This window comes from Streptomyces tamarix (assembly GCF_032423885.1).
In the GTDB taxonomy this organism is placed as follows: Bacteria; Actinomycetota; Actinomycetes; order Streptomycetales; family Streptomycetaceae; genus Streptomyces; species Streptomyces tamarix.
In genome coordinates, this window is the sequence record NZ_JAWCTQ010000016.1 from 102,936 (window position 1) to 121,596 (window position 18,661).

Sequence of the window (18,661 nt, forward strand, 5' to 3'; positions counted from 1 at the left end):
ATTGGCGTTTTTTGTCTTTATCAGTAAAGGAATATAAATAATCAATGGCAAGAAGTAAAACTAAAAAAGCAGTAGATGGTGTATCTATAAATGATGTTAATGTAGATGAGTTAATTCAGAATGGATTCTCTTTGCTGAAGGATTCAACTTGGGCTTCTGTTGATGATAGAATTCCAACAATGATACCTCAATTAGATGCACAACTTAAGGGTGGTTTTCCAATGGGTCGTGTATTCTCAGTAGCTAGTCCTGCGGGTGTTGGTAAGAGTAACCTAGCAGTTCAGATAACAAAAGTAGCTACACAAATTGGTCTACCTGTTGTATGGATGGATGTGGAAGCTACAACTGAGCCAGAACATTTATTGGAAATGGGTGTTGATACATCTAAAGTGCTTGTAAAGCAACCAGATAAAGACCACCCCGAAAACATGAGTGTGGAAGAAGTCGCTCAATCTATCGAAGATGTAATTAACTACTTTAAGAAACAAAATAAGCCCGCTCTGATTATCTGGGACTCTGTTGGGCAGACACCTGCTAAGACAGAGTTAGATGGTAGTTATGAAAGTAAACAGCCTGGTTTGCAAGCTAAAGCTATCACACTTGCTATGAAGAAGCTAAGTAATCTTATTACATCTTCATCGTCAGCGTTGTTTGCAATTAACCAAGTACGTGATGATGTTGGTGGTCAATCGTTTGTTAAGACTTATAATTACCCTGGTGGTAAAGAATTTATGCACGTTCTATCAGTGTTCTTCCAATTAGGTAAGGGGACATCTATTGAACGAGATAAGCAGTATTTTGCTCATAAGGTTAAGTTTACTCTAAAGAAGTCAAAAGTATCTACACCATTCACTAAATCTGAAGCATTCTTATTTGGTGCTCAAGGATTTAATGATTTGATGAATACAGTATTTGATGCAGTTGACCTAAACATTATTAAAGAAGTCTCTCATGGAAGTGCTGGAAAATCTTATGCTATTCCTGATGAGAATGGTGAAATTGTTGAATTTCCTAAATGGGAGTTCTTAGACGGGTTAGCTGAGGAGCCAGAAGAATACATTGATATTATGAGACCAATCTTTCAAAAGGTTCTAAAATCATACTTCCCTATTGAGTATCCACCTCTTAAAAATAAGACAATTGATGTTACTACAGCTCCTTTATTGCAAGGAATCGAAAAGTTGTATGAAGATACGGATGCGCTTGCAGAATCTGTAGAATCAGATGATTCTAAGGGAGCTACAGAAGAAGAAAAGGAATAACTAGTGAAAACAACTGATAAAGATACTCGTCTGCCTGCAAATGTTGATACTCTAATTGAGATAAATGAAGAAGAGTTTACTCGTAGAGCTAATCTTAATATTTATAAAGGTATGGAAGATAAACGTAAATATACTAAACAGCAAGGCAGTACTGTTACAATGGGAGACCCCTTTGAACAAGCGATGAGATACTTTATGAGTAAGTTGGCTAGTCAAGAATCATTAGTAGTCCAGTTCGATGGGGATTCTGATACAACAGTAGTTGTGATAGATTATGTTGGTGGTCGATTTGCAAAAGGTCATTATCTATCACCAGCATATGTCATGGAAGGTGAGAATCCAGTAGAAATACCAATCACAATTAGCTATACGGATTGGGTAGCTGGTCTTGTGTCTATTATGGACTCAGACTATGAAGATTCATTTAATAAGGTAATGCAAGACTATGAAAAAAGAACTCATTAAAGAAATAGAATCATCAAATGTTGGTAGTAGGTGGACTCCTATAATGGATGATGATAGTATTGTTCTTGAACGAGATGTTGATAGACAATATGCTAAGTTTGAGCCTTTAAGGAAACGTGTATTTTATTCCAATAGGGTTGTTAATGGTGTTCAAGTAGATTCTGGTATCCTTAAATCATATATCGATGAGCAGTTTGTTCGTCTTGTAGCTGAGTATGATATTGGCGGAACAATCGATTTTACTGGATATATAGCTAAGCTTTTACCTTTTAGGGTTCATTACTCTTTTGCAAAGAAGGAAGTCAATAGAACTATTAAACAGTCTCTAATTGGAGATGATAATGTTAATTTTATATCTGATTTACAACAAGAAGACTCGAATGATATTATACTAGAAGAACAGGACTTAATCGTTCATTTAGTATCAGAGTTCATTGTTTCTAGTCAGGGATATGATAAGAGCCCTTTAAGAGAGGAAGTTTTAAAAAGACTGTCTCAAGGAGAGCAAATATCACGTATCGTAGGCGAACTAACTAAATCAACTAAATTTTCTAGGAATGCTATTTCTAACGAGATTAAAGAACTAAGAAATGATTTTAAAGAGTTTGCAAAAACAAACTTAACAAAACATTAAGAAAAAATAAAGTCATACCCTTATGTTATATTAACTATGAAGTTAAGAAAAACATGAGGGTATTTTAAAACATGGCAGACGTAGAAAACACACAAACAGATTCAGCGCAAGAAGTAGTTTCATCAGAGGCACCCTTACAAGCCCCTGAATTAGCTTCTAAGGCTGTTGACTTAAACTCAGTATCAGACGTAATAGATAAAGCTAAAGACGTTGTAGATAACGTTCAAGAGGCTGAAAAAGAAGCAAGCTCTACTGACGATGATAACAAAGAAACAGTTGTTATCCCAGATGTTCCTGCTAAAATTTCTCAGAAAACAGTTATTGCAGTTATTGCATCAGTTGTAGCACTTGTAAATGCTATTATTGTTATGTTTGGTAAAACACCATTGAACATAACTGATGACAGTATTTACACGATAGGCTCAATCCTATTCCTTATTGGAACATCTATATGGAGCCTATGGAGAAATAATGACATTACAGCAATCGCTCGTAAAAAGGCAGATGTTGTAAAACAAGTTGAAGACAAAATTAAGTAATAGGTATATAAAGAAATGACAGAAAAGAAATTATTAGATGTAATTTATGATAGTGCAGCACTATCAGAACTACCTACATCATTGAAAGCAATTGTTCATCAAAACGGTGTTGGTAATCAAGTAGCAGAACCATCAAAGTCATATGCTGTGGTTGATGGTGCTATTTATGAAGTTAAGGAAGATGGCTCTAGAGCAGCATCTCCAATAATTCAACATATAGGTAACGATATTATTCGTTTGACAGTATCAGACCCAACAATGCCTGTTATTCCTGTTGCCGTAGCTGAAGAAATTGGTGCAGGTCAGGATGTTAATAAAGCATTGCTATTAGGATTCATTAAGTCAGTTAATGAGATGATGGACTATTTCCCTGCTCATAGCTTAGTTATTGATTATACAGGAGAATTCTCAGGCTCTTCGGAACCGGAAGGCATTTCAGTATCAGGTATATCTCTTGACAAAACAGCTAACACTATTAAGGTCGGAGATTCAGTTACAGCTATTGCAACTATTACACCTGATAATGCGACAAACAAAAATATAGTTTGGGATTCATCAGATAAGTCTGTTGTTACTGTTGATTCAAATGGTAAGTATACAGGTGTTAAAGCAGGTACTTCTGATGTCTCTGCTACAACAGAAGACGGAAGTAGGGTAGCTGTTGCAACAATTACTGTTACAGAAGCTTAATTATAAAAGACCTAATCAAGGTCTTTTTTTGTTGCATTATTTTATAAAATGTGATATGATATTAGTACGAGGTATTAAAATGATTAAGTTAATAACTAAAGGAACATCATTTACAGAGGTCTATATGGCTATTATTATTAAAGGAATGGAGACCAATACCCAAGAAAAGTTTGAGTGGATTCATAATTTTAACGTTAGAAACTTAGTATCAAGTACTCCTAATGATGATTTGTATATCTTTATGAATTACTCAGATAGGGATATTGAGGGAATTCGTAGTAATGTCTCAGCCCATAAAAATAGTATCGTAGCATCTGATTATATGAGTGAATATTCTGATATTAAAGTTGTAAAAACAACATCAGATGGTTCATCCATAATAGACTCAATACTATCATCAATGCCTTTAGGAATATCTGTTAATATTTCATCTGCATCATTTGACATAATTGATGCTGTTAAGAGATATCTAGTATATAATATCTCTGATTTAAAGCCCTTAATGGCATATGCCATGTATCAGTTCCACAAAGAATTCTTATTTGATAAATATATCAATTTTATTAATAATGGTTATACAGATAATAATGGTAATAAATATGCCCTAATCATAGAAAATTCTGCATCACTGTATATGCAAATGAAAGAGGCTATTGATACTGTTTATAAGACACACTCAAGAATATTTGATTTTATGGGCATAAAGATGTCTATTCTTCTAGTAACAGATAATAGTTTTATTAATGAAAAGGCACATAAACTGTTGACACTTGGAGTAAATTGTGCTATACTAGTTGTATTGGATAATAATAACAGTAGAGTTTCAATAAGAACAGATGGTTCAATAGATGCAGTAGACGTTGCTAAGCTATTTGATGAAAATGCAAAAGGGAAAAGTAAAGTTTCTACTGTATTTGTTCACTTTACTACATTTGACTATGAGACCTTAATAAATCTAATCGTAAATTATAAAAAGTAGGTATCAAATTGTATTATAGGAATAATGTTATTTTTACAGTCAAAATAACTCTTCTGGATGTAATTTCCAGTTCATTATTTGCATATGGCGTTTATGCATATTACATCACTAATTCTTTTATGTGGTTTATGCTAATAATGTTAATTTCAGCCATCACACATTCCCTAAGAAATGATTTGATATATTCAATTGCTAGAGAAGACGTGTTGTTAGTTGGTAATATACCAGAAGATGATAAAGAAGAGGATAATAAAAATTGAGTAATAGACCAGAACCAATGTCAACTTTTATGATAGTATTAGCAAATATCTATCAGCAAGAAGGCGCATATAAGCGTAGTAGCTTTAATAAAGTCATTAAATCATTAGGATATGAACCCATGTCTAAAGATGACTTCGACTATACAATAGTAGAACAAATTAAAGATGACCCAGAACTGATTAACATATATAATAGAGCGCTTGATAATGAATTGACCTTGAAAGATACTGTTAAAGAGACTGGATATGCCCCTACTGATGGCGAGTTATCCTTTGATAATGTGTTGTCAACATGGCAAACTGATAAACAACGTCAGTCCATTCAAATGTCTCAACTTAGAAAGTTCAAGAAAGAAATTAGTGGTGCTCAGATTGCTACTCAAGCAGTATCTGATGGCATATTGGATGCCATTTCTAAGTCAACATTCACTCAAGTAAAGCCTAGCAAAAAGAAGCAATTAAGAGAAGATAAAACTATGGTTGTTGTTTTATCAGACTGGCATATTGGTGCTACAGTAAAAGCTTCTGAGATGGAAGGAAATTCTTATAATTTCGAAATTGCCAAGGATAGAATCAGTAAGTTTATCGATGAGACCTTAAAACAAATTGAATATGAAAAGCCTGAAAGAGTGATTCTTCTTCATGGTGGAGATTTGGTAGAAGGAATCGACATGAGAACAGTCAACCAAGCTTATGATGCTGAATTTGATGCCACAACACAAGTATCAAAGGCAACTAGACTTATGATTGAAGTTATTAACAGCATTCAACCCTACGTGAAATCTCTTGAAGTAGGGATTGTTGGCGGAAATCATGATAGATTCAGTTCAGATAAGAAGTCTGCTGTGTATAATGATAACTTAGCCTACAACATTATTGACTCTCTACTACTGTTACAAGATGCAAATGCATTCCAAGACAATGTTAAGATATTAGATAACAGAAATAATGTTTACACGTTAGAGTTCTCTATATTTGGTAAAACATTATTGCTGATTCATGGAGATACACTACCATCAACTTCTAAGCCTAAAATCCCGTTACTATTAAAAGACCACCCTATTGACTATGTTGTTTTTGGTCATTACCACTATAGTATGTCAGTACAAGAGAACAAGTATAGAACAAGTTATATGGTAGGTAGCCTTCAGGGGTTTAATTCTTATAGTCGTCAATTGAATTTGCCAGATACACAGGCAAGTCAACTAATTCTAGTATTTGAAAATGGTAGTGATACCGTTAAAAATATTCCAGTTATGCTTTAGAAAGGAAAGTTATGCTGTTAAAAACATTTGTATTTACATTAGCTTTAATAGTGTCTCTCTATGATTTCTTAACAGCAGCTTACTCTTATAAGAAGCAACTTAGGATTGCTAGATATAAAAATGAGCTCTTAGATAAAAATTATGCAACGTACTATTGGGTTATTATAGCGTTGAAAATGTTTATAATGTTAATACCATCGATTGTAATGTTTACTTATGAGAAATATATTGATGTTATGGTAATGTCTCTTGTGACCTTATTGCTACTAATTATACGTAACAATACTGCTATATTAATTGCGAAGTATCTATTTACACCATTAATGTATTGGTCTTATAAACGAAAGATTAAAAAGATGAAGAAGTAATTTCGAGACTAGGGCTAATTGTTCTAGTCTTATTTTACTAGAAAGGGAATTATGGAATTACAAGAATTTTATATGTATCGGGATGGTTATGTAACCTTTAGGGAAAGACCACAGTATATTATAAGACAGTATACTAATGCGGGTCAAAGTTGGATTTTTGCCTACGATATATCTAAACCAGATTATGATGCAGGCAAGATAATCAAGCGAGCATACTCTGAAGTTTCTCCCAAACGAATTGGCGGTAGTGCAATAGCTGATGCTATTCAACAGCTAGTTGATAAAAAGCCTAAAGTATTTAAAGAGAATCCTTATATATTCTATTCACCAATAGTTGTTGGTGTCAGTACAATTACAGGATATAGTGGAGAGGGATTCTACGAAAAAACACCTAGAAAGTTTAATCCACTAGAAAGAAAATTTGAACCATCTAAACCAACAGGTGTCTTTATCCTACTAGACGATGAAAAAGTAATTACCTGGATTGATGATTCACCTAAATTAGCCAAAGAAAAGTTTCCAGGAACTGTTCTTCCTCATCTTAATGATGGCAATATAAAGATAAATCCAGATGATAATCCATTTGAGGTTGTAGGTAAATGAAAAAGATTGATGATGAAGCACAGCTATATGAACGAGCGGTTAAAACCCTCTTACTGACAAAGCCCCATATATTTGGTAATCTCGGTCGTTCATCTGTTGTTTTTGAAAAAGCTATTGCTTCACATAGTGTCATTGCCGATGCTCTTATTTTTTCTGAAAATTATGGTATTATAGGAGTAGAAATAAAAACAGACCATGATTCAACTACAAGGCTAAATCGCCAGTTAAGCGCATATAAGGTCGTCTGTGACCAAGTGTATGTATTGTGTCATGACAATAAGTTAGAAGCCGTAGAGAGGGTATTAGAGCGTTATAAGCATACATCAGTAGGAATTGTAGCTTACTCTACCTATGAAGGGGAGCAGGCGTTAGGAATTGTAAAAGATTCTTATCCTGCTGATGAATATAAACCGGAAGCAATATTGGACGTTTTATGGAAAAGTGAAGTTAGGGCATTGGCTGATGTTGTATCTAGTCCAACGAAGCTAACTATTATAGATATGAAACGTAAGTTAGGAGAGTCATTTAATAGGTTTGCTATGTCTGTACCTCCTGTTTTTACAAATAGAATGCCAAAAAAGTCACTTATAAATCAGATAATAACTAGAATCGGAAAATATCAGGCTCATGAAATTGCAACTATGATGTTCTATGAACATATTAAAGACCCAGAAAAAGCGCTTAAGTACTATATGTTCAGAGATGATATTAGTTTGAATGAGGTTTTAGATGGCAAAAAACAATAAGTCAACAGGTCTTAATAACATATTACCAAAGCCAAATTTATCTACCATGAATTTCTCAACTCTTAATAAGAAGGTGTTGAGTGATGGCTCAGAGTTCATAGAGTCGAAGAAGAATACGGTTGCTAGAGAATATGTGTTAGAGTTTGTTAAGTCATATAAAGACGTTGATGATGAGATAATTAATCTTAAAGTAGATTATGCGAAGAGTATGATTTCTAATTATGAAGGAATTGATAAGAAGGCTATAAGAGTACGTCACAAGTCAAGCCATAACGGAATTATATCGCAATCAGATGTTTACTATGTCGATTTTTTAGGTAAAGGTGCTGGTAGATTATCAATCAGAATTCAGCCAAAGTCTGCTAAAGGTAAATATGACTTATACTATGTTTATAAAAAGCCAACAAAGGTCAAATCTTATGAAATCGGTAAAAAAGTAATATTACCCTATAATCCCTATAAAAAAGATATAAAGAAGAATCAATCTATAGCAAGACGTAAGCGTTCAGAAAGAGATAAGTATGGCGACAAAGAAGTATAATGAAACAGAAGTACAAGACCTATTTAAGAATAATAAAGTTGCAGGTATTAGGTATACCTTTGATAATGGTGATAGCATTTTACCAATAATGCCAACGAATGAATTTTTTATTGTTCCTATCGTAGGTCATCAAAGTCAGTTTTTAGCAAAGCTGTCAATAGTTCCAGTTTCTCAGTTGCAGACATCGATAAGAGACTTAGTAATATCAATGTTAGATAAAGTACATGCAGGTGAAGAACTACCTGATATGAGTGTCAGAAATTTATTAAACAAGCCTGTTCTAAAAGAAAAGACATTACAACCAGTAGTAATTGAATTTAATGAGCCCTCTTATGAGTATACTGATAAGCTTGTACAAGGCATAAGAATGAAAAAGCTAAAGGTATCTTCTAGCTCTATAGGAGACCTTGAAGATATAACCCATTCACTAGAAATTATATTTGTAGAAGATAGCAAATTATTAAATGGATTTGGTGCATTTAGCAACACAGAATTACGTACCAAGGCATTGAAAGACATACTGCCTTTATTGCTTTCTTATAATTTAGGTCTGTTTCCATATCAAGTTATTATGGAAACACCTAAAGCAACATTTGATTTTCTACCAGAGGATAGGTTGTATTCAAATATATCTGTTTTGGAGGATGACCTAATTATAAAGTCAGAAATTGGTCTCTATAAATTCTCACTTAAAAATATGGTAGGTATACTAAAGCCTATAGATGATACTCCGAGAGGGTATTCTATGGTTATAACAGATAAGTCAGAAAGGAATAAGTTAATCATTAACTTTAATTGACAACTATGGAAGAGATTAAAAACTTTAGAGATATTGCTAGTGAAGAACTAAATGCAATCTTAAATCAAGCACTGTTGGACTTGCGTGATGGTCAAGACAGTTATGTAAAAGTACCTGTTTTCGGTATCTATCAGAAAGAGCTTTACAATAAGAGGTCAGAAGTATCAAATCTGATTTCCCAGACAGGAATTAGTATTTCTGATAATGTTCTAGATGGTAATAATAACTGGCATCTACCTATTGCTAGAAAGGGATTCGTTCCAGATGAGTTAATCAATACAACTTCTCAGTTCAAGTATGTAGAAAGAAATGCTAATGCAACACCAGAAAGTTATATCATGTATATTGGAAAGTAATAAGACCAAAAGGTCTTTTTTATTTTATATATACTAACTGTTTGTTATATTTTCTACGATTTTTATGATAAAATAGTGTTATAGAGGTAGTTTGTTTATTCTGATGATAGTGACCATTATGTGTATAACCCTTGGTGTTAAAGGAATTAGACCTCCTTTTTCAGTTTCAAGATGTGCACAGTTTTATTATATTACATTTGCAAGAATGTTGATATAACAATGAAAATGGCTAAGTGGAAAAATATCTACCTAGTTTAGAAATGGTGGTAAATATAATTGGCTAACAAAGGTAAAACAATCCTTCAAGAGCTTTATGAAAACAAACTTATTAGCTCAAAGGTTAATACCTTCTTAGATGATGGTAAAACATTAGAGTTCATTACAAAATTTATAAACTCTCAAGGGATAAACATATCAAGAAGCTCCGTAGATAATTATAAGTCTAAAAGGGAAGAATCAATTGCAACAAATGTTCCTTTAGGTGAGTTATTAGATAAAAGAAAGAGAACAGGTAATGTTCTAGAGTTAGCTGCATATGAAGATTCTGACAAAGAAGGCTCGTTAATTTCAACAGACACTAATAATAATGTTGATTACCCAAAATCTAATCGTATACTATCAGACCTAGAAGTTCTAGATAAGATGGAATCAATTGGAGTTCAGACACTTGATTCCATGACAGAATTAGACCCACAGTTGTTACTTAAGGTTATCGAGGCTAAAACAAAGTTAACAGGTAATGTATCTGGTGGAATCACAATTGATGGTGTTAAAATGATTAGGCTTCAACAGCAAGCGTTAGAGGCTGCTTATACAGAAGTTTTAATGCAATATATACCTGAAGAAAAGCATGAAGAGGTCTTGGAAAAGATGGGTCAAGCAGAACAAGAGTTCTATGATAATATGGAATTAGGTGCTGAAGGTAGGAGATTAAAGCGAGTAATGAAAGAAGCAGGTATTGACTTTTAATCATAATTAGTGTATGATTAATATATAATAATTAAGGAGAATCACAAGAAAACAATGGAAAAAACATCCAAAAATAATCTGATAGAAGATTTTAAATATCAAGTTAAGAAAGAATCTGAATCAGATAATCCACATAAAATTCTGATTATTCGTTATAATGATGAGTCAAGGTTGGAAATTAAAGACAACAAGCAGATTAAGTATCTGTATGCAACTGCCACATTAAAAAATAAAAGACTACAACACATTGCTAAGTTTTTACTAAAAGATGCAGAATCATTTGATTTTGTATATGAGGTTTATGTTCATGGATAATTTTAACATTAAAGACTATAATCAAGAAGTACAGGATTTTTATGCACATGTATCTGACATTTTGGGCTCAGTCTCTAACCCATCTTCTGATGTGAAAGAAAAGCCTTCCTTAGAAAAATATACAAAAGTCATTCAATTAGGTGATGCTTACCTATATGGAATTAAGGGTCAAGTTGGGTTTAATAGGGATAATATCTCAACAGAAACTAAATCAATCATTCAATCCATTATTTTAGTTATGCACGATACAACACTGTCAGACATTCCTAAAGAACTACCAGAAATTTTGACAAAAAAGAACATTGATTATGGCAATTCATTTGACAAAAATGTTAATGAGTGGGGAGTAGCTGGCATCGGAATTCGTATCTCTGATAAATTATCACGAATTAAATCTCTGTTAGGAACTGCTTCAGGTCTTGTAGAAGACGAGTCTATTGTTGATACGTATACAGACTTATTGGGATATTTAACGTTAACAGCTAATTACGTTGATTACAGTATGAAGGCATGAAAGTAGGAAAATGACAGTGATAACAATTTCAGCACCCGTAGGTTCAGGCAAGACATCAATAGCATCATATTTAGGAAAAGTACTCGAAACTCCAGTTTATTATGAGCCAGTAAGTGAAAAAGATAATCCAATACTGAAGCTTTATTACAAAGACCAGTCAAAGTATGGTTTCCTTCAGCAAATATTCTTCCTTAACAAACGGTTTTCTCAGATTAAAAAGGCATATGAGACTAAAAACGCTATTATAGATAGCTCAATTTATACTGATGACATATTTTTGCATAGACTTTATAAAGATGGCAAAGTTACTGAGCAAGAAGTGTTAGTATATGAAGACCTTTTTAATAATATTATGGAGGAGATTGATGGTCTTCCATATAAAAAGAAGCCAGATTTAATGATTTCTATTGATTTAGACATTGATACTGAACTTGATAGAATCTATAATCGTGGTAGAGGATTCGAACAAGATGATAGCCTAAAAGAATATTGGCAAGGATTGTTAGATGATTATAAAGCTTGGATATCAACATATGACTTATCCCCTGTTTATGTTATTGATGGTAATAAAGACGACTTCGTAAATGATAAAGAATCAAGAAATAAAGTTATTACTGAGATAATTGATAAATTGCAAAGTATTGGTCAATTATCAGAGGACGAATCGAATAAAGCTAAATCTAGAATTAGTAGTCTATAAGGCTACTTTTTTTATTTGACATTATTTGATATATGTGTTATGATACCTTTAAGGTGATTTTGATAATCACTAAAAAATAAGTGAGGATACATTATGAAGGACTTTGATTTTAGAATATGGAGTAAAACAACGAATCAATACTTGCCTGAGAACTATAGTTACGTGCACAATCTACTTGAACCTTTTAACTCAGATAGTGAATACTACACCATAGAATTAGGTGTAGGTTTGTTTGATAAAAAAGGCAAAAAGATGTATAAAGGAGATATTTTGGCTGTCCTTGATGGCTCTGATTCAGAAAGACCCTACTATAATTATTTAGAGATTTCTTATGGGCAAGGAAGGTTTTATCTAAAAAATTCTGAAGCTGTTGAGTGGGATGATATCCTTGACGATGACCACCTATATGCAGAAGTTGTTGGTAATATTCATCAAATTCCTGACAATTTAGTAAAGGATTATCTATGACACAATTTATTGAAGTTTCAGAAGCACGCCATTTAGTTGATGAGTTGAAAGAGTCCTATAAAAACTCAGATAATGAGTATTTAGCCACTCTAGCTGATAGAAGATTAATTGATAGTGATAGAGTTGTCTTATATTCCAAAAAGAGATTTAATCGTTTAAAAACAGGTATACATACAATCGATAATCTTGATGTATTAGTTTATTGGTTAGTAGAAAATGTAAAATCAGATAGGGTTAGGTGGATACCATGAATTTATTAGAGCATTATATTAAAAAAATTCATTCAGAACGTATCTTAACAGAAGACTGGACTAAAGATTTTGACCACGGCTTTGTTAAGGTAGATATAACAGTTAATTGTTATGGAAGTTTGTCAAGAGTAACAACAGTTTTTTCTGACGATGAATGGGAAAAAATTAAGTCAGTAGGATACTATTTAAGGTAAAAGAAAGGTAACAGCATGAATTTGACACCAAAGCAGTATAAAAAGTTTCTATCAATTATTAATCCAGATACAACTTCGGAGGAATATAAGAATAAGGTAAAAGAACTTGCCAAATCTTTCCACGAAGCTAGAGAAAACAATAATTTAGCTAATAAAATTAAGCACGATAAGCTAGGTAAGCGACTATTTAAGAAATATCCTTCCCTAACAAATCATTATAAAGTACCTAAAGACCGATATCTTAGAAACTTCCTTCAAGAGGGAACTCCCTTAGGCAGTACTCTGTTCTATGCTACTGAAAAAGTTGATGGAACTAACATCTCTGTTAATATTGATACTAATACAGGTAAGTATATTTTTGCTGGTAGGAATAGATTTTTAGATGAAAATGATTCAGAGAAACTATACTTAGATTTGCCTAAGATTTTAACAGATGAAGTCGTTAATGAGATGATTGATAAACTTAAGCAACTTGGTTTTGATAACGATGTTGTGCATATCTACGGAGAATTATATGGATTTAAGATTCAGAAGCAGAATTATAACATCAGTGAAAACCATGAACGCTCTGTAGTTTTGTATGATATTTTGGTCAATCAAGGTGCTAATGAATATCTGCATTTGAATCTGCATGATTTACTTATGGTAGTACCACAAGAGTTGCTTCCTCATCTAATTGATAGTGGTCTACAGACATTATCTAAATGGTTAGAAAATGAGCCCTATGAAGAATCTTTCTATGGTGGAATTAATGAAGGTTTTGTTTTTAAACCTGCCAAACGTCATGTATACTACGAAAATAAGCAATCGTATTTGGGAGTCAAGTACAAAACTGATAAATATTTAGAGGTTAAGAAAGTAAAAGCCCCTAAAAAGTCTCAGTATGAGGTTAATAACCCAGAACTTGTATCAGACATTGAACGATACATCACAGTAAATCGTGTCATGAATCTGGTTTCTCATGGCGGCATCACCCTAGAATTTAAAAACTTCGGTGCCCTAGTGAAGGAGTTAGCTGAGGATGTCTATAAGGAATACATTCGAGATGAATCAGAATCAGAAATCATGAAAAAGTATACTTTTGACGATATTCATGAAGCGACCTTTAAAACATTGAATAAGCAGATGAGCACAACTGTTCGTGAAGCAATCCAATCTTAAGGGTTGCTTTTTTATTTTGTATGTGATATGATATAAGCATATTAAGAAAGAGGAATACCATAATGAAAGAAGAAGTAGCATACAAAGCAATTGAACAACTACCTAAGAAGTTCGAGCAATTGCCAAATAAGGTTAGAGAGAACATTATAAAGTCAATTAATGTAGACCCTACACGATTTTATGAAGCGCTCGTTTATCCTATGAGTGATGACAAAAAATATGACCATATAATTCATCTAAGCTTTCATAATACAGGACTTTCTGGGTTTGATTATGGTGATTTTTCCTATCAGTTACAAATTGAGCCCTATCTTAGAAATGATGGCTATAAGGATGGAGACTCAATCAAGTTTATTTTAGATAAAGATGTTACAATCGTGACATCATCCTTTGTATCAGGAATCTTCTCAAAATTAGTTGATAAGGTAGGTGTAGATGGTTTTCGGAATAAATTTACGATTTATCACCCAGATAAGAAACTTGTTAATGATATCATGGAAGACCTGGTATATTCTGTATGAATAAGTATAAAAGAAATTTTGTTAAAGCTAATGATTTGAAGAGTTCCCATTTTACTAGATATACCTATAAAGACCCATTTAAGAATAGGCAGCCTTACACGCCAAGTAAAGTAGATGATACATATCATTATGTGGGATATAATTCCTTGTGGGACTTTCTATTAGAAGTCGTCTTTTCAGTAGGATATGATGTTATGTTCAAAATTACTCGGAGGTAAAAAAGTGGTAATAAACGTTAAATATACCAAAAACAGACAGGGTGAAATACTTTATGAAGCAAAAGACCCAAACATAAAGGGATTAATTTGTCATGGCTCTAGCCCATCAGAATTATATGAAAACCTTGAGAGGATGAGAAAATATGCAAAAGAAAATGGATTCACTTAAGTTTCCAACCATATACAACAACTTTAGTCATTCAGAACTATTGAATGGTGTTGAGGTAACAGATGATGATGCTCTTATCTTATTTGTTAGTATGGATGACATTAGATGGGGTAAAGATAACTTAAGGAAGTTACTTAATGTAGCACTAGGAGCAAAGAATAGTCTCGTTATATTTGCAGATGATTTACCAAAAGAAGTTGTTTCATATACAGTTGATATGCTTCCTAGTTTAGATAATCCTTCTATGCCTTCTGAGCAACATGTTAAGCAGATAGTTAGGTTTTTACTAGACAACCCGAACAAAAATATCATATCCTCATGCAGTGCAGGAATTAGTAGAAGTGGTTGGGTATCATTTTTCCTAGATGTTAAAAATGCTAGATTTGATTCTATTAAACGATTTGGTGAATCCTATTTATGGTCATTTGATTCTAAAAGAACAGTTGTTCATAATGGATATAATGCAAATTCTGCATTCACATACTACGCTATTGAAAACGGTTTGTTCTCTGATGAGGAAATACGTGCACTGAGAGAGTTGCCAATATTTAGTTTATATACACCAATACAAAAAGAAATTAGTTTATAAGGAGGACAACATGAAAGATTACGGTATGAAGTTACTACGAGAAGGAAATGGCGAACTATCAGAAGAAAAAATATCTACTTCTATTAAGCATGCTAATGAATATTTAAAGCAAATCGAGTCTCACGATGAATATAATAGTCTTAGATATATTAAGGACTATGATATCAATGGAAGAACAATAACAATGCATTTAGGTGAGAGTGGTCTAGAACTAATGAGGTTGACCATATCAGATGATTCTCATTATTTAATGGTTACGGGTAGTCTAATCTGTGCAACATTTTACTTAGATGGTGGGGATGGATTTTATCAACCCTTATACCCTGTAGCTGAAAGATATCTGATGAGCAAAGCTCAGGCTATTCCCTCAGATACTCCCTATCAGTTATTAGCTGATTTTAGTACGTATAAAGAGAATCTATCTAATTTTTTGGCACAGTATAATGAAGATGATTTTGACATAGATTTTAATGATTATCTTGATTTAATGGAAGAAGCTATTGATGCTGGTAATGAATACGATTATATGAGCGAAGGATGCATTGCCTTAATGGTTAAATATCTCGATGAACAGTTAGAAACGTTATATAGTTCTGACGATATTGGTTATGAAAATCGTTCAACAATGATTGAGTTAGCAATAACATATAATAAAGTTTATCGACTATTAGCTAATATTGTTAATGCCATTGGATTATTCTAAGACGTTTGGCTTTATGGTGGTATAGCCAAGTCTGGTAAGGCAATAGGTTGCAACCCTATGAGCATGGGTTCAAATCCCATTACCACCTTAGTAGGAGTATATTATGAAATATTTTTATCTGAATACCAGCAAAAGAATATCAATAAAGGAGTGAAAATAAATGACTAATAAATTTCCTGGAGAGTACTACCAATTCACAGAAGATGATATTTTACCAGATGGAACAATTTCTGATAAAGTTCCAATATTCGTTAAAGTCTTGTACCTAAAAGGAGAGCTTGAGATTGAGTTCTATTCTAACGCAAGCCCTGCATTTATAACCAGGCAAGATAATGGTAAGCGGTATTCTTGTTATAGATACCGAGATGAAGGAGATTATATTGTAAGGTTTGGAGAACCCTACAGTTCAGGAGTGAATGATTTTTCTATCGTTTCTAACAGAATCTTCACTAAGACATTTGGAAATCTGATTAAATAAAAGGAGAAGTATAATGAAAAACAAACAACCTAAAAATGAAGAGTATATTCTTAGGGTAGAAACAGAATCATGGCTAGAATGGCGTTCGTCATTAAAGAGACTTTTTAACTTAGGCTATACTTGGCATAGTAATAACACTGATATTTGGAAAGATAATTATTATTGGTTGGAAGGTGCTCGATATATTTATCTAGATACACGCTATAAAAAACTAACACGTGGCGGCGCAGTTGACCCGCTCAAGCAAGGAAGATTAGTAGATATAAAGGAGATTAAGTAAATGAAAACTGTATGGGCTCTATTTGATAGTGGAGATGGCTCCTATGCTAAAGCCCTTAGTGGGGGGGGGGAGTATAAAGTTATAGCTATTGGAAAAGATAAACTAAATGAAAATAAAGCTAATTTTATAAATTTGGATTTGGCTAATAACGGTATCCTATTCAATGACAATTCATTGTTTGATGAACTAGATAAGTTGCCGAAACCAGATATTATTTTAGCTAGTCCTCCTTGCGAAAGTTGGTCTAATGCAAGTGCTATGATGAGAGGCAATACTTGTTGGTATTCCAGTAGTACTGAGTTTAAAGATGGGCATATTGAAAACTCTAAGTTTACAATTAGAACTAGCAAACATATAGACACTAAGAACCACACACCCTTTAAGGTTGATTTTGCTAAGACTGTTCGCAATAGGATAAATGGTGAACTGTGTGCATTCAACACGATGGAAATTATTAAACGATATAATCCAGAACATTATATCATAGAAAATCCTATGACCTCTAAAATTTTTGACTACTATGAAGATGTATGTGATTGGCACAATTTGCGTAATAAAGTCCGTTATAATAACTATGATGAAAGCTATCCACAAAAACCAACTATATTCTTTAGTGATATGAATCTTGATTTGAATAGCTCAATTCATCCTTCACCAATAACAATAGGCGTGGATAAAAGAAAAAGTTCTAAACGGAAGCAGATTAGGAATTATAATATTCGTTCATCAATACCAAGCAGCCTAATATTAGAGGCAGTTAAGAAGTTATATGCAGTATAGCATAAGGAGAAGTTATGAAAAAAAGTAATCACACAGTTACATTGGTTTTTGAGAACACCGACTCAATTTCTTTTAATACAGGTAATGAAGTAATGATAACACCTTTTGTTATCATTAGTGATGTAACAAAAAGTTACACTATACGACCTGTAGATGGTATACTCACTACCTTATCTGCAAAAGAAATTTATCTATCAGTATCTAGAATGAACCTTACTTCTCCTCATTCTGAATTTTATAATAATGGATGGGTTACTTCTAAAGACAGTGATGAGTATGATGCATGGCAAATGTTGAAGGAGTACAGAGGAATTAGTGCTATTATCATAGATGAAGATAAGGATTCCGATATGATTTATGTTCCGTGGTCAGAAAGGTCAGAAACAGAAAATCTATTCGAGGTAATTGAACTTGGAGAAAACCCTGATGAACTATCAATTAGTATTAAGGAGAGGTAATGAGTAAATATATTAAAAAGCCAGTAGTTGTAGAGGCATTTAAGTGGACGGGTGATAGAGACCAAGGAGAAGACCCCTTGTGGATTATTGAAGCTATCGAGAATGGATTAGCATGGATTAGAGAAGGTACTAGTAAGTATGAACCTGTAATGTATATAACAAATTCAAAGGATGTAATGTTTGCAGAAAAAGGCGATTATATCATTAAGGATGCACAAGGCGAGATATATTCTTGTAAACCAGACGTATTTAAGAAGACCTATGATAAATACCCTGAGTATGATGAGATAGTAGACTTGATAAAAAATCAAATTCACCCTAATTATTAGACCATTCGGTCTTTTTTATTGACAAATTATGTAGTTTATGTTATACTATGTTTATAC

Annotated in this window: 28 protein-coding genes and 1 tRNA gene; all 29 read left to right on the forward strand. The window is 33.0% G+C overall.

Annotation, left to right across the window (positions count from 1 at the left end; genetic code table 11):
• Nucleotides 1-44 precede the first annotated feature (44 nt).
• The 29 genes from RND61_RS15315 (at nucleotide 45) to RND61_RS15455 (ending at nucleotide 18,604) form a co-directional block, all read left to right on the forward strand.
• Nucleotides 45-1,262, forward strand: coding sequence for an ATPase domain-containing protein (locus RND61_RS15315; RefSeq protein WP_315878491.1), 1,218 nt, complete (start codon nucleotides 45-47; stop codon nucleotides 1,260-1,262).
• Between the two features lie 3 nt (nucleotides 1,263-1,265).
• Complete coding sequence (locus tag RND61_RS15320; RefSeq protein WP_315878492.1) at nucleotides 1,266-1,727, forward strand: hypothetical protein; 462 nt, start codon at nucleotides 1,266-1,268, stop codon at nucleotides 1,725-1,727.
• The gene (locus tag RND61_RS15325; protein ID WP_315878493.1) at nucleotides 1,708-2,361 is read left to right on the forward strand and encodes a hypothetical protein; all 654 of its coding nucleotides are present in this window, start codon (nucleotides 1,708-1,710) and stop codon (nucleotides 2,359-2,361) included. Before RND61_RS15320 ends, RND61_RS15325 begins: the two co-directional genes overlap by 20 nt.
• Before the next feature lie 71 nt (nucleotides 2,362-2,432).
• A complete protein-coding gene (locus RND61_RS15330; protein WP_315878494.1) occupies nucleotides 2,433-2,900 on the forward strand; it encodes a phage holin in 468 nt (155 codons plus the stop codon).
• 15 nt (nucleotides 2,901-2,915) lie between these two features.
• Entirely contained in the window at nucleotides 2,916-3,590 is a 675-nt protein-coding gene (locus tag RND61_RS15335; RefSeq protein ID WP_315878495.1) for an Ig-like domain-containing protein, read from the forward strand.
• A 79-nt stretch (nucleotides 3,591-3,669) separates the two neighbouring features.
• A complete protein-coding gene (locus RND61_RS15340; RefSeq protein ID WP_315878496.1) occupies nucleotides 3,670-4,569 on the forward strand; it encodes a hypothetical protein in 900 nt (299 codons plus the stop codon).
• 256 nt (nucleotides 4,570-4,825) lie between these two features.
• Entirely contained in the window at nucleotides 4,826-6,094 is a 1,269-nt protein-coding gene (locus RND61_RS15345; protein ID WP_315878497.1) for a metallophosphoesterase, read from the forward strand.
• Between the two features lie 419 nt (nucleotides 6,095-6,513).
• Entirely contained in the window at nucleotides 6,514-7,065 is a 552-nt protein-coding gene (locus tag RND61_RS15350) for a hypothetical protein (protein WP_315878498.1), read from the forward strand.
• Nucleotides 7,062-7,811, forward strand: a complete 750-nt coding sequence (locus RND61_RS15355; RefSeq protein ID WP_315878499.1) for a sce7726 family protein — start codon at nucleotides 7,062-7,064, stop codon at nucleotides 7,809-7,811. Before RND61_RS15350 ends, RND61_RS15355 begins: the two co-directional genes overlap by 4 nt.
• Nucleotides 7,795-8,352 (forward strand): hypothetical protein, encoded by a 558-nt coding sequence (locus tag RND61_RS15360; protein WP_315878500.1) that lies wholly within the window; start codon nucleotides 7,795-7,797, stop codon nucleotides 8,350-8,352. Before RND61_RS15355 ends, RND61_RS15360 begins: the two co-directional genes overlap by 17 nt.
• Complete coding sequence (locus RND61_RS15365) at nucleotides 8,333-9,151, forward strand: hypothetical protein (protein ID WP_315878501.1); 819 nt, start codon at nucleotides 8,333-8,335, stop codon at nucleotides 9,149-9,151. The genes RND61_RS15360 and RND61_RS15365 overlap by 20 nt, the downstream gene beginning before the upstream one ends.
• Nucleotides 9,152-9,156: 5 nt before the next feature.
• Complete coding sequence (locus tag RND61_RS15370) at nucleotides 9,157-9,507, forward strand: hypothetical protein (RefSeq protein ID WP_315878502.1); 351 nt, start codon at nucleotides 9,157-9,159, stop codon at nucleotides 9,505-9,507.
• A 276-nt stretch (nucleotides 9,508-9,783) separates the two neighbouring features.
• Nucleotides 9,784-10,476 (forward strand): hypothetical protein, encoded by a 693-nt coding sequence (locus tag RND61_RS15375; protein ID WP_315878503.1) that lies wholly within the window; start codon nucleotides 9,784-9,786, stop codon nucleotides 10,474-10,476.
• Between the two features lie 54 nt (nucleotides 10,477-10,530).
• The gene (locus RND61_RS15380) at nucleotides 10,531-10,791 is read left to right on the forward strand and encodes a hypothetical protein (protein WP_315878504.1); all 261 of its coding nucleotides are present in this window, start codon (nucleotides 10,531-10,533) and stop codon (nucleotides 10,789-10,791) included.
• Nucleotides 10,784-11,305: a nucleotide modification associated domain-containing protein gene (locus RND61_RS15385; protein WP_315878505.1), complete on the forward strand. Its 522-nt coding sequence runs from the start codon at nucleotides 10,784-10,786 to the stop codon at nucleotides 11,303-11,305. The genes RND61_RS15380 and RND61_RS15385 overlap by 8 nt, the downstream gene beginning before the upstream one ends.
• A 10-nt stretch (nucleotides 11,306-11,315) precedes the next feature.
• A complete protein-coding gene (locus RND61_RS15390; RefSeq protein ID WP_315878506.1) occupies nucleotides 11,316-12,005 on the forward strand; it encodes a deoxynucleoside kinase in 690 nt (229 codons plus the stop codon).
• A 93-nt stretch (nucleotides 12,006-12,098) separates the two neighbouring features.
• A complete protein-coding gene (locus RND61_RS15395; protein ID WP_315878507.1) occupies nucleotides 12,099-12,473 on the forward strand; it encodes a YopX family protein in 375 nt (124 codons plus the stop codon).
• Nucleotides 12,470-12,724, forward strand: a complete 255-nt coding sequence (locus tag RND61_RS15400) for a hypothetical protein (RefSeq protein WP_315878508.1) — start codon at nucleotides 12,470-12,472, stop codon at nucleotides 12,722-12,724. The genes RND61_RS15395 and RND61_RS15400 overlap by 4 nt, the downstream gene beginning before the upstream one ends.
• Nucleotides 12,712-12,918 (forward strand): hypothetical protein, encoded by a 207-nt coding sequence (locus RND61_RS15405; protein ID WP_315878509.1) that lies wholly within the window; start codon nucleotides 12,712-12,714, stop codon nucleotides 12,916-12,918. The genes RND61_RS15400 and RND61_RS15405 overlap by 13 nt, the downstream gene beginning before the upstream one ends.
• Before the next feature lie 15 nt (nucleotides 12,919-12,933).
• Nucleotides 12,934-14,079, forward strand: coding sequence for an RNA ligase family protein (locus tag RND61_RS15410; RefSeq protein WP_315878510.1), 1,146 nt, complete (start codon nucleotides 12,934-12,936; stop codon nucleotides 14,077-14,079).
• Nucleotides 14,080-14,141: 62 nt separating this feature from the next.
• The gene (locus RND61_RS15415; RefSeq protein ID WP_315878511.1) at nucleotides 14,142-14,600 is read left to right on the forward strand and encodes a DUF4325 domain-containing protein; all 459 of its coding nucleotides are present in this window, start codon (nucleotides 14,142-14,144) and stop codon (nucleotides 14,598-14,600) included.
• Between the two features lie 361 nt (nucleotides 14,601-14,961).
• Nucleotides 14,962-15,576, forward strand: a complete 615-nt coding sequence (locus tag RND61_RS15420) for a hypothetical protein (RefSeq protein WP_315878512.1) — start codon at nucleotides 14,962-14,964, stop codon at nucleotides 15,574-15,576.
• 10 nt (nucleotides 15,577-15,586) lie between these two features.
• Nucleotides 15,587-16,279, forward strand: a complete 693-nt coding sequence (locus RND61_RS15425; protein ID WP_315878513.1) for a hypothetical protein — start codon at nucleotides 15,587-15,589, stop codon at nucleotides 16,277-16,279.
• A 15-nt stretch (nucleotides 16,280-16,294) separates the two neighbouring features.
• A tRNA-Cys gene (locus RND61_RS15430) sits at nucleotides 16,295-16,367 on the forward strand.
• Between the two features lie 72 nt (nucleotides 16,368-16,439).
• Nucleotides 16,440-16,757: a hypothetical protein gene (locus tag RND61_RS15435; RefSeq protein WP_315878514.1), complete on the forward strand. Its 318-nt coding sequence runs from the start codon at nucleotides 16,440-16,442 to the stop codon at nucleotides 16,755-16,757.
• 13 nt (nucleotides 16,758-16,770) lie between these two features.
• Nucleotides 16,771-17,037, forward strand: coding sequence for a hypothetical protein (locus RND61_RS15440; RefSeq protein WP_315878515.1), 267 nt, complete (start codon nucleotides 16,771-16,773; stop codon nucleotides 17,035-17,037).
• Nucleotides 17,038-17,817, forward strand: a complete 780-nt coding sequence (locus RND61_RS15445) for a hypothetical protein (protein WP_315878516.1) — start codon at nucleotides 17,038-17,040, stop codon at nucleotides 17,815-17,817.
• A 14-nt stretch (nucleotides 17,818-17,831) separates the two neighbouring features.
• Nucleotides 17,832-18,275 (forward strand): hypothetical protein, encoded by a 444-nt coding sequence (locus tag RND61_RS15450; protein ID WP_315878517.1) that lies wholly within the window; start codon nucleotides 17,832-17,834, stop codon nucleotides 18,273-18,275.
• Nucleotides 18,275-18,604, forward strand: a complete 330-nt coding sequence (locus RND61_RS15455) for a hypothetical protein (protein WP_315878518.1) — start codon at nucleotides 18,275-18,277, stop codon at nucleotides 18,602-18,604. Before RND61_RS15450 ends, RND61_RS15455 begins: the two co-directional genes overlap by 1 nt.
• Nucleotides 18,605-18,661: the final 57 nt, after the last annotated feature.

Excerpts from the sequence above, each read along its gene's own strand:
- RND61_RS15315 (WP_315878491.1), top strand. The coding sequence starts at position 45 with ATGGCAAGAAGTAAAACTAAAAAAGCAGTAGATGGTGTATCTATAAAT.
- RND61_RS15325 (WP_315878493.1), top strand. The coding sequence starts at position 1,708 with ATGAAAAAAGAACTCATTAAAGAAATAGAATCATCAAATGTTGGTAGT.
- RND61_RS15330 (WP_315878494.1), top strand. The coding sequence starts at position 2,433 with ATGGCAGACGTAGAAAACACACAAACAGATTCAGCGCAAGAAGTAGTT.
- RND61_RS15335 (WP_315878495.1), top strand. The coding sequence starts at position 2,916 with ATGACAGAAAAGAAATTATTAGATGTAATTTATGATAGTGCAGCACTA.
- RND61_RS15340 (WP_315878496.1), top strand. The coding sequence starts at position 3,670 with ATGATTAAGTTAATAACTAAAGGAACATCATTTACAGAGGTCTATATG.
- RND61_RS15350 (WP_315878498.1), top strand. The coding sequence starts at position 6,514 with ATGGAATTACAAGAATTTTATATGTATCGGGATGGTTATGTAACCTTT.
- RND61_RS15355 (WP_315878499.1), top strand. The coding sequence starts at position 7,062 with ATGAAAAAGATTGATGATGAAGCACAGCTATATGAACGAGCGGTTAAA.
- RND61_RS15360 (WP_315878500.1), top strand. The coding sequence starts at position 7,795 with ATGGCAAAAAACAATAAGTCAACAGGTCTTAATAACATATTACCAAAG.
- RND61_RS15365 (WP_315878501.1), top strand. The coding sequence starts at position 8,333 with ATGGCGACAAAGAAGTATAATGAAACAGAAGTACAAGACCTATTTAAG.
- RND61_RS15370 (WP_315878502.1), top strand. The coding sequence starts at position 9,157 with ATGGAAGAGATTAAAAACTTTAGAGATATTGCTAGTGAAGAACTAAAT.
- RND61_RS15380 (WP_315878504.1), top strand. The coding sequence starts at position 10,531 with ATGGAAAAAACATCCAAAAATAATCTGATAGAAGATTTTAAATATCAA.
- RND61_RS15385 (WP_315878505.1), top strand. The coding sequence starts at position 10,784 with ATGGATAATTTTAACATTAAAGACTATAATCAAGAAGTACAGGATTTT.
- RND61_RS15390 (WP_315878506.1), top strand. The coding sequence starts at position 11,316 with ATGACAGTGATAACAATTTCAGCACCCGTAGGTTCAGGCAAGACATCA.
- RND61_RS15395 (WP_315878507.1), top strand. The coding sequence starts at position 12,099 with ATGAAGGACTTTGATTTTAGAATATGGAGTAAAACAACGAATCAATAC.
- RND61_RS15400 (WP_315878508.1), top strand. The coding sequence starts at position 12,470 with ATGACACAATTTATTGAAGTTTCAGAAGCACGCCATTTAGTTGATGAG.
- RND61_RS15410 (WP_315878510.1), top strand. The coding sequence starts at position 12,934 with ATGAATTTGACACCAAAGCAGTATAAAAAGTTTCTATCAATTATTAAT.
- RND61_RS15415 (WP_315878511.1), top strand. The coding sequence starts at position 14,142 with ATGAAAGAAGAAGTAGCATACAAAGCAATTGAACAACTACCTAAGAAG.
- RND61_RS15420 (WP_315878512.1), top strand. The coding sequence starts at position 14,962 with ATGCAAAAGAAAATGGATTCACTTAAGTTTCCAACCATATACAACAAC.
- RND61_RS15425 (WP_315878513.1), top strand. The coding sequence starts at position 15,587 with ATGAAAGATTACGGTATGAAGTTACTACGAGAAGGAAATGGCGAACTA.
- RND61_RS15435 (WP_315878514.1), top strand. The coding sequence starts at position 16,440 with ATGACTAATAAATTTCCTGGAGAGTACTACCAATTCACAGAAGATGAT.
- RND61_RS15440 (WP_315878515.1), top strand. The coding sequence starts at position 16,771 with ATGAAAAACAAACAACCTAAAAATGAAGAGTATATTCTTAGGGTAGAA.
- RND61_RS15445 (WP_315878516.1), top strand. The coding sequence starts at position 17,038 with ATGAAAACTGTATGGGCTCTATTTGATAGTGGAGATGGCTCCTATGCT.
- RND61_RS15450 (WP_315878517.1), top strand. The coding sequence starts at position 17,832 with ATGAAAAAAAGTAATCACACAGTTACATTGGTTTTTGAGAACACCGAC.
- RND61_RS15455 (WP_315878518.1), top strand. The coding sequence starts at position 18,275 with ATGAGTAAATATATTAAAAAGCCAGTAGTTGTAGAGGCATTTAAGTGG.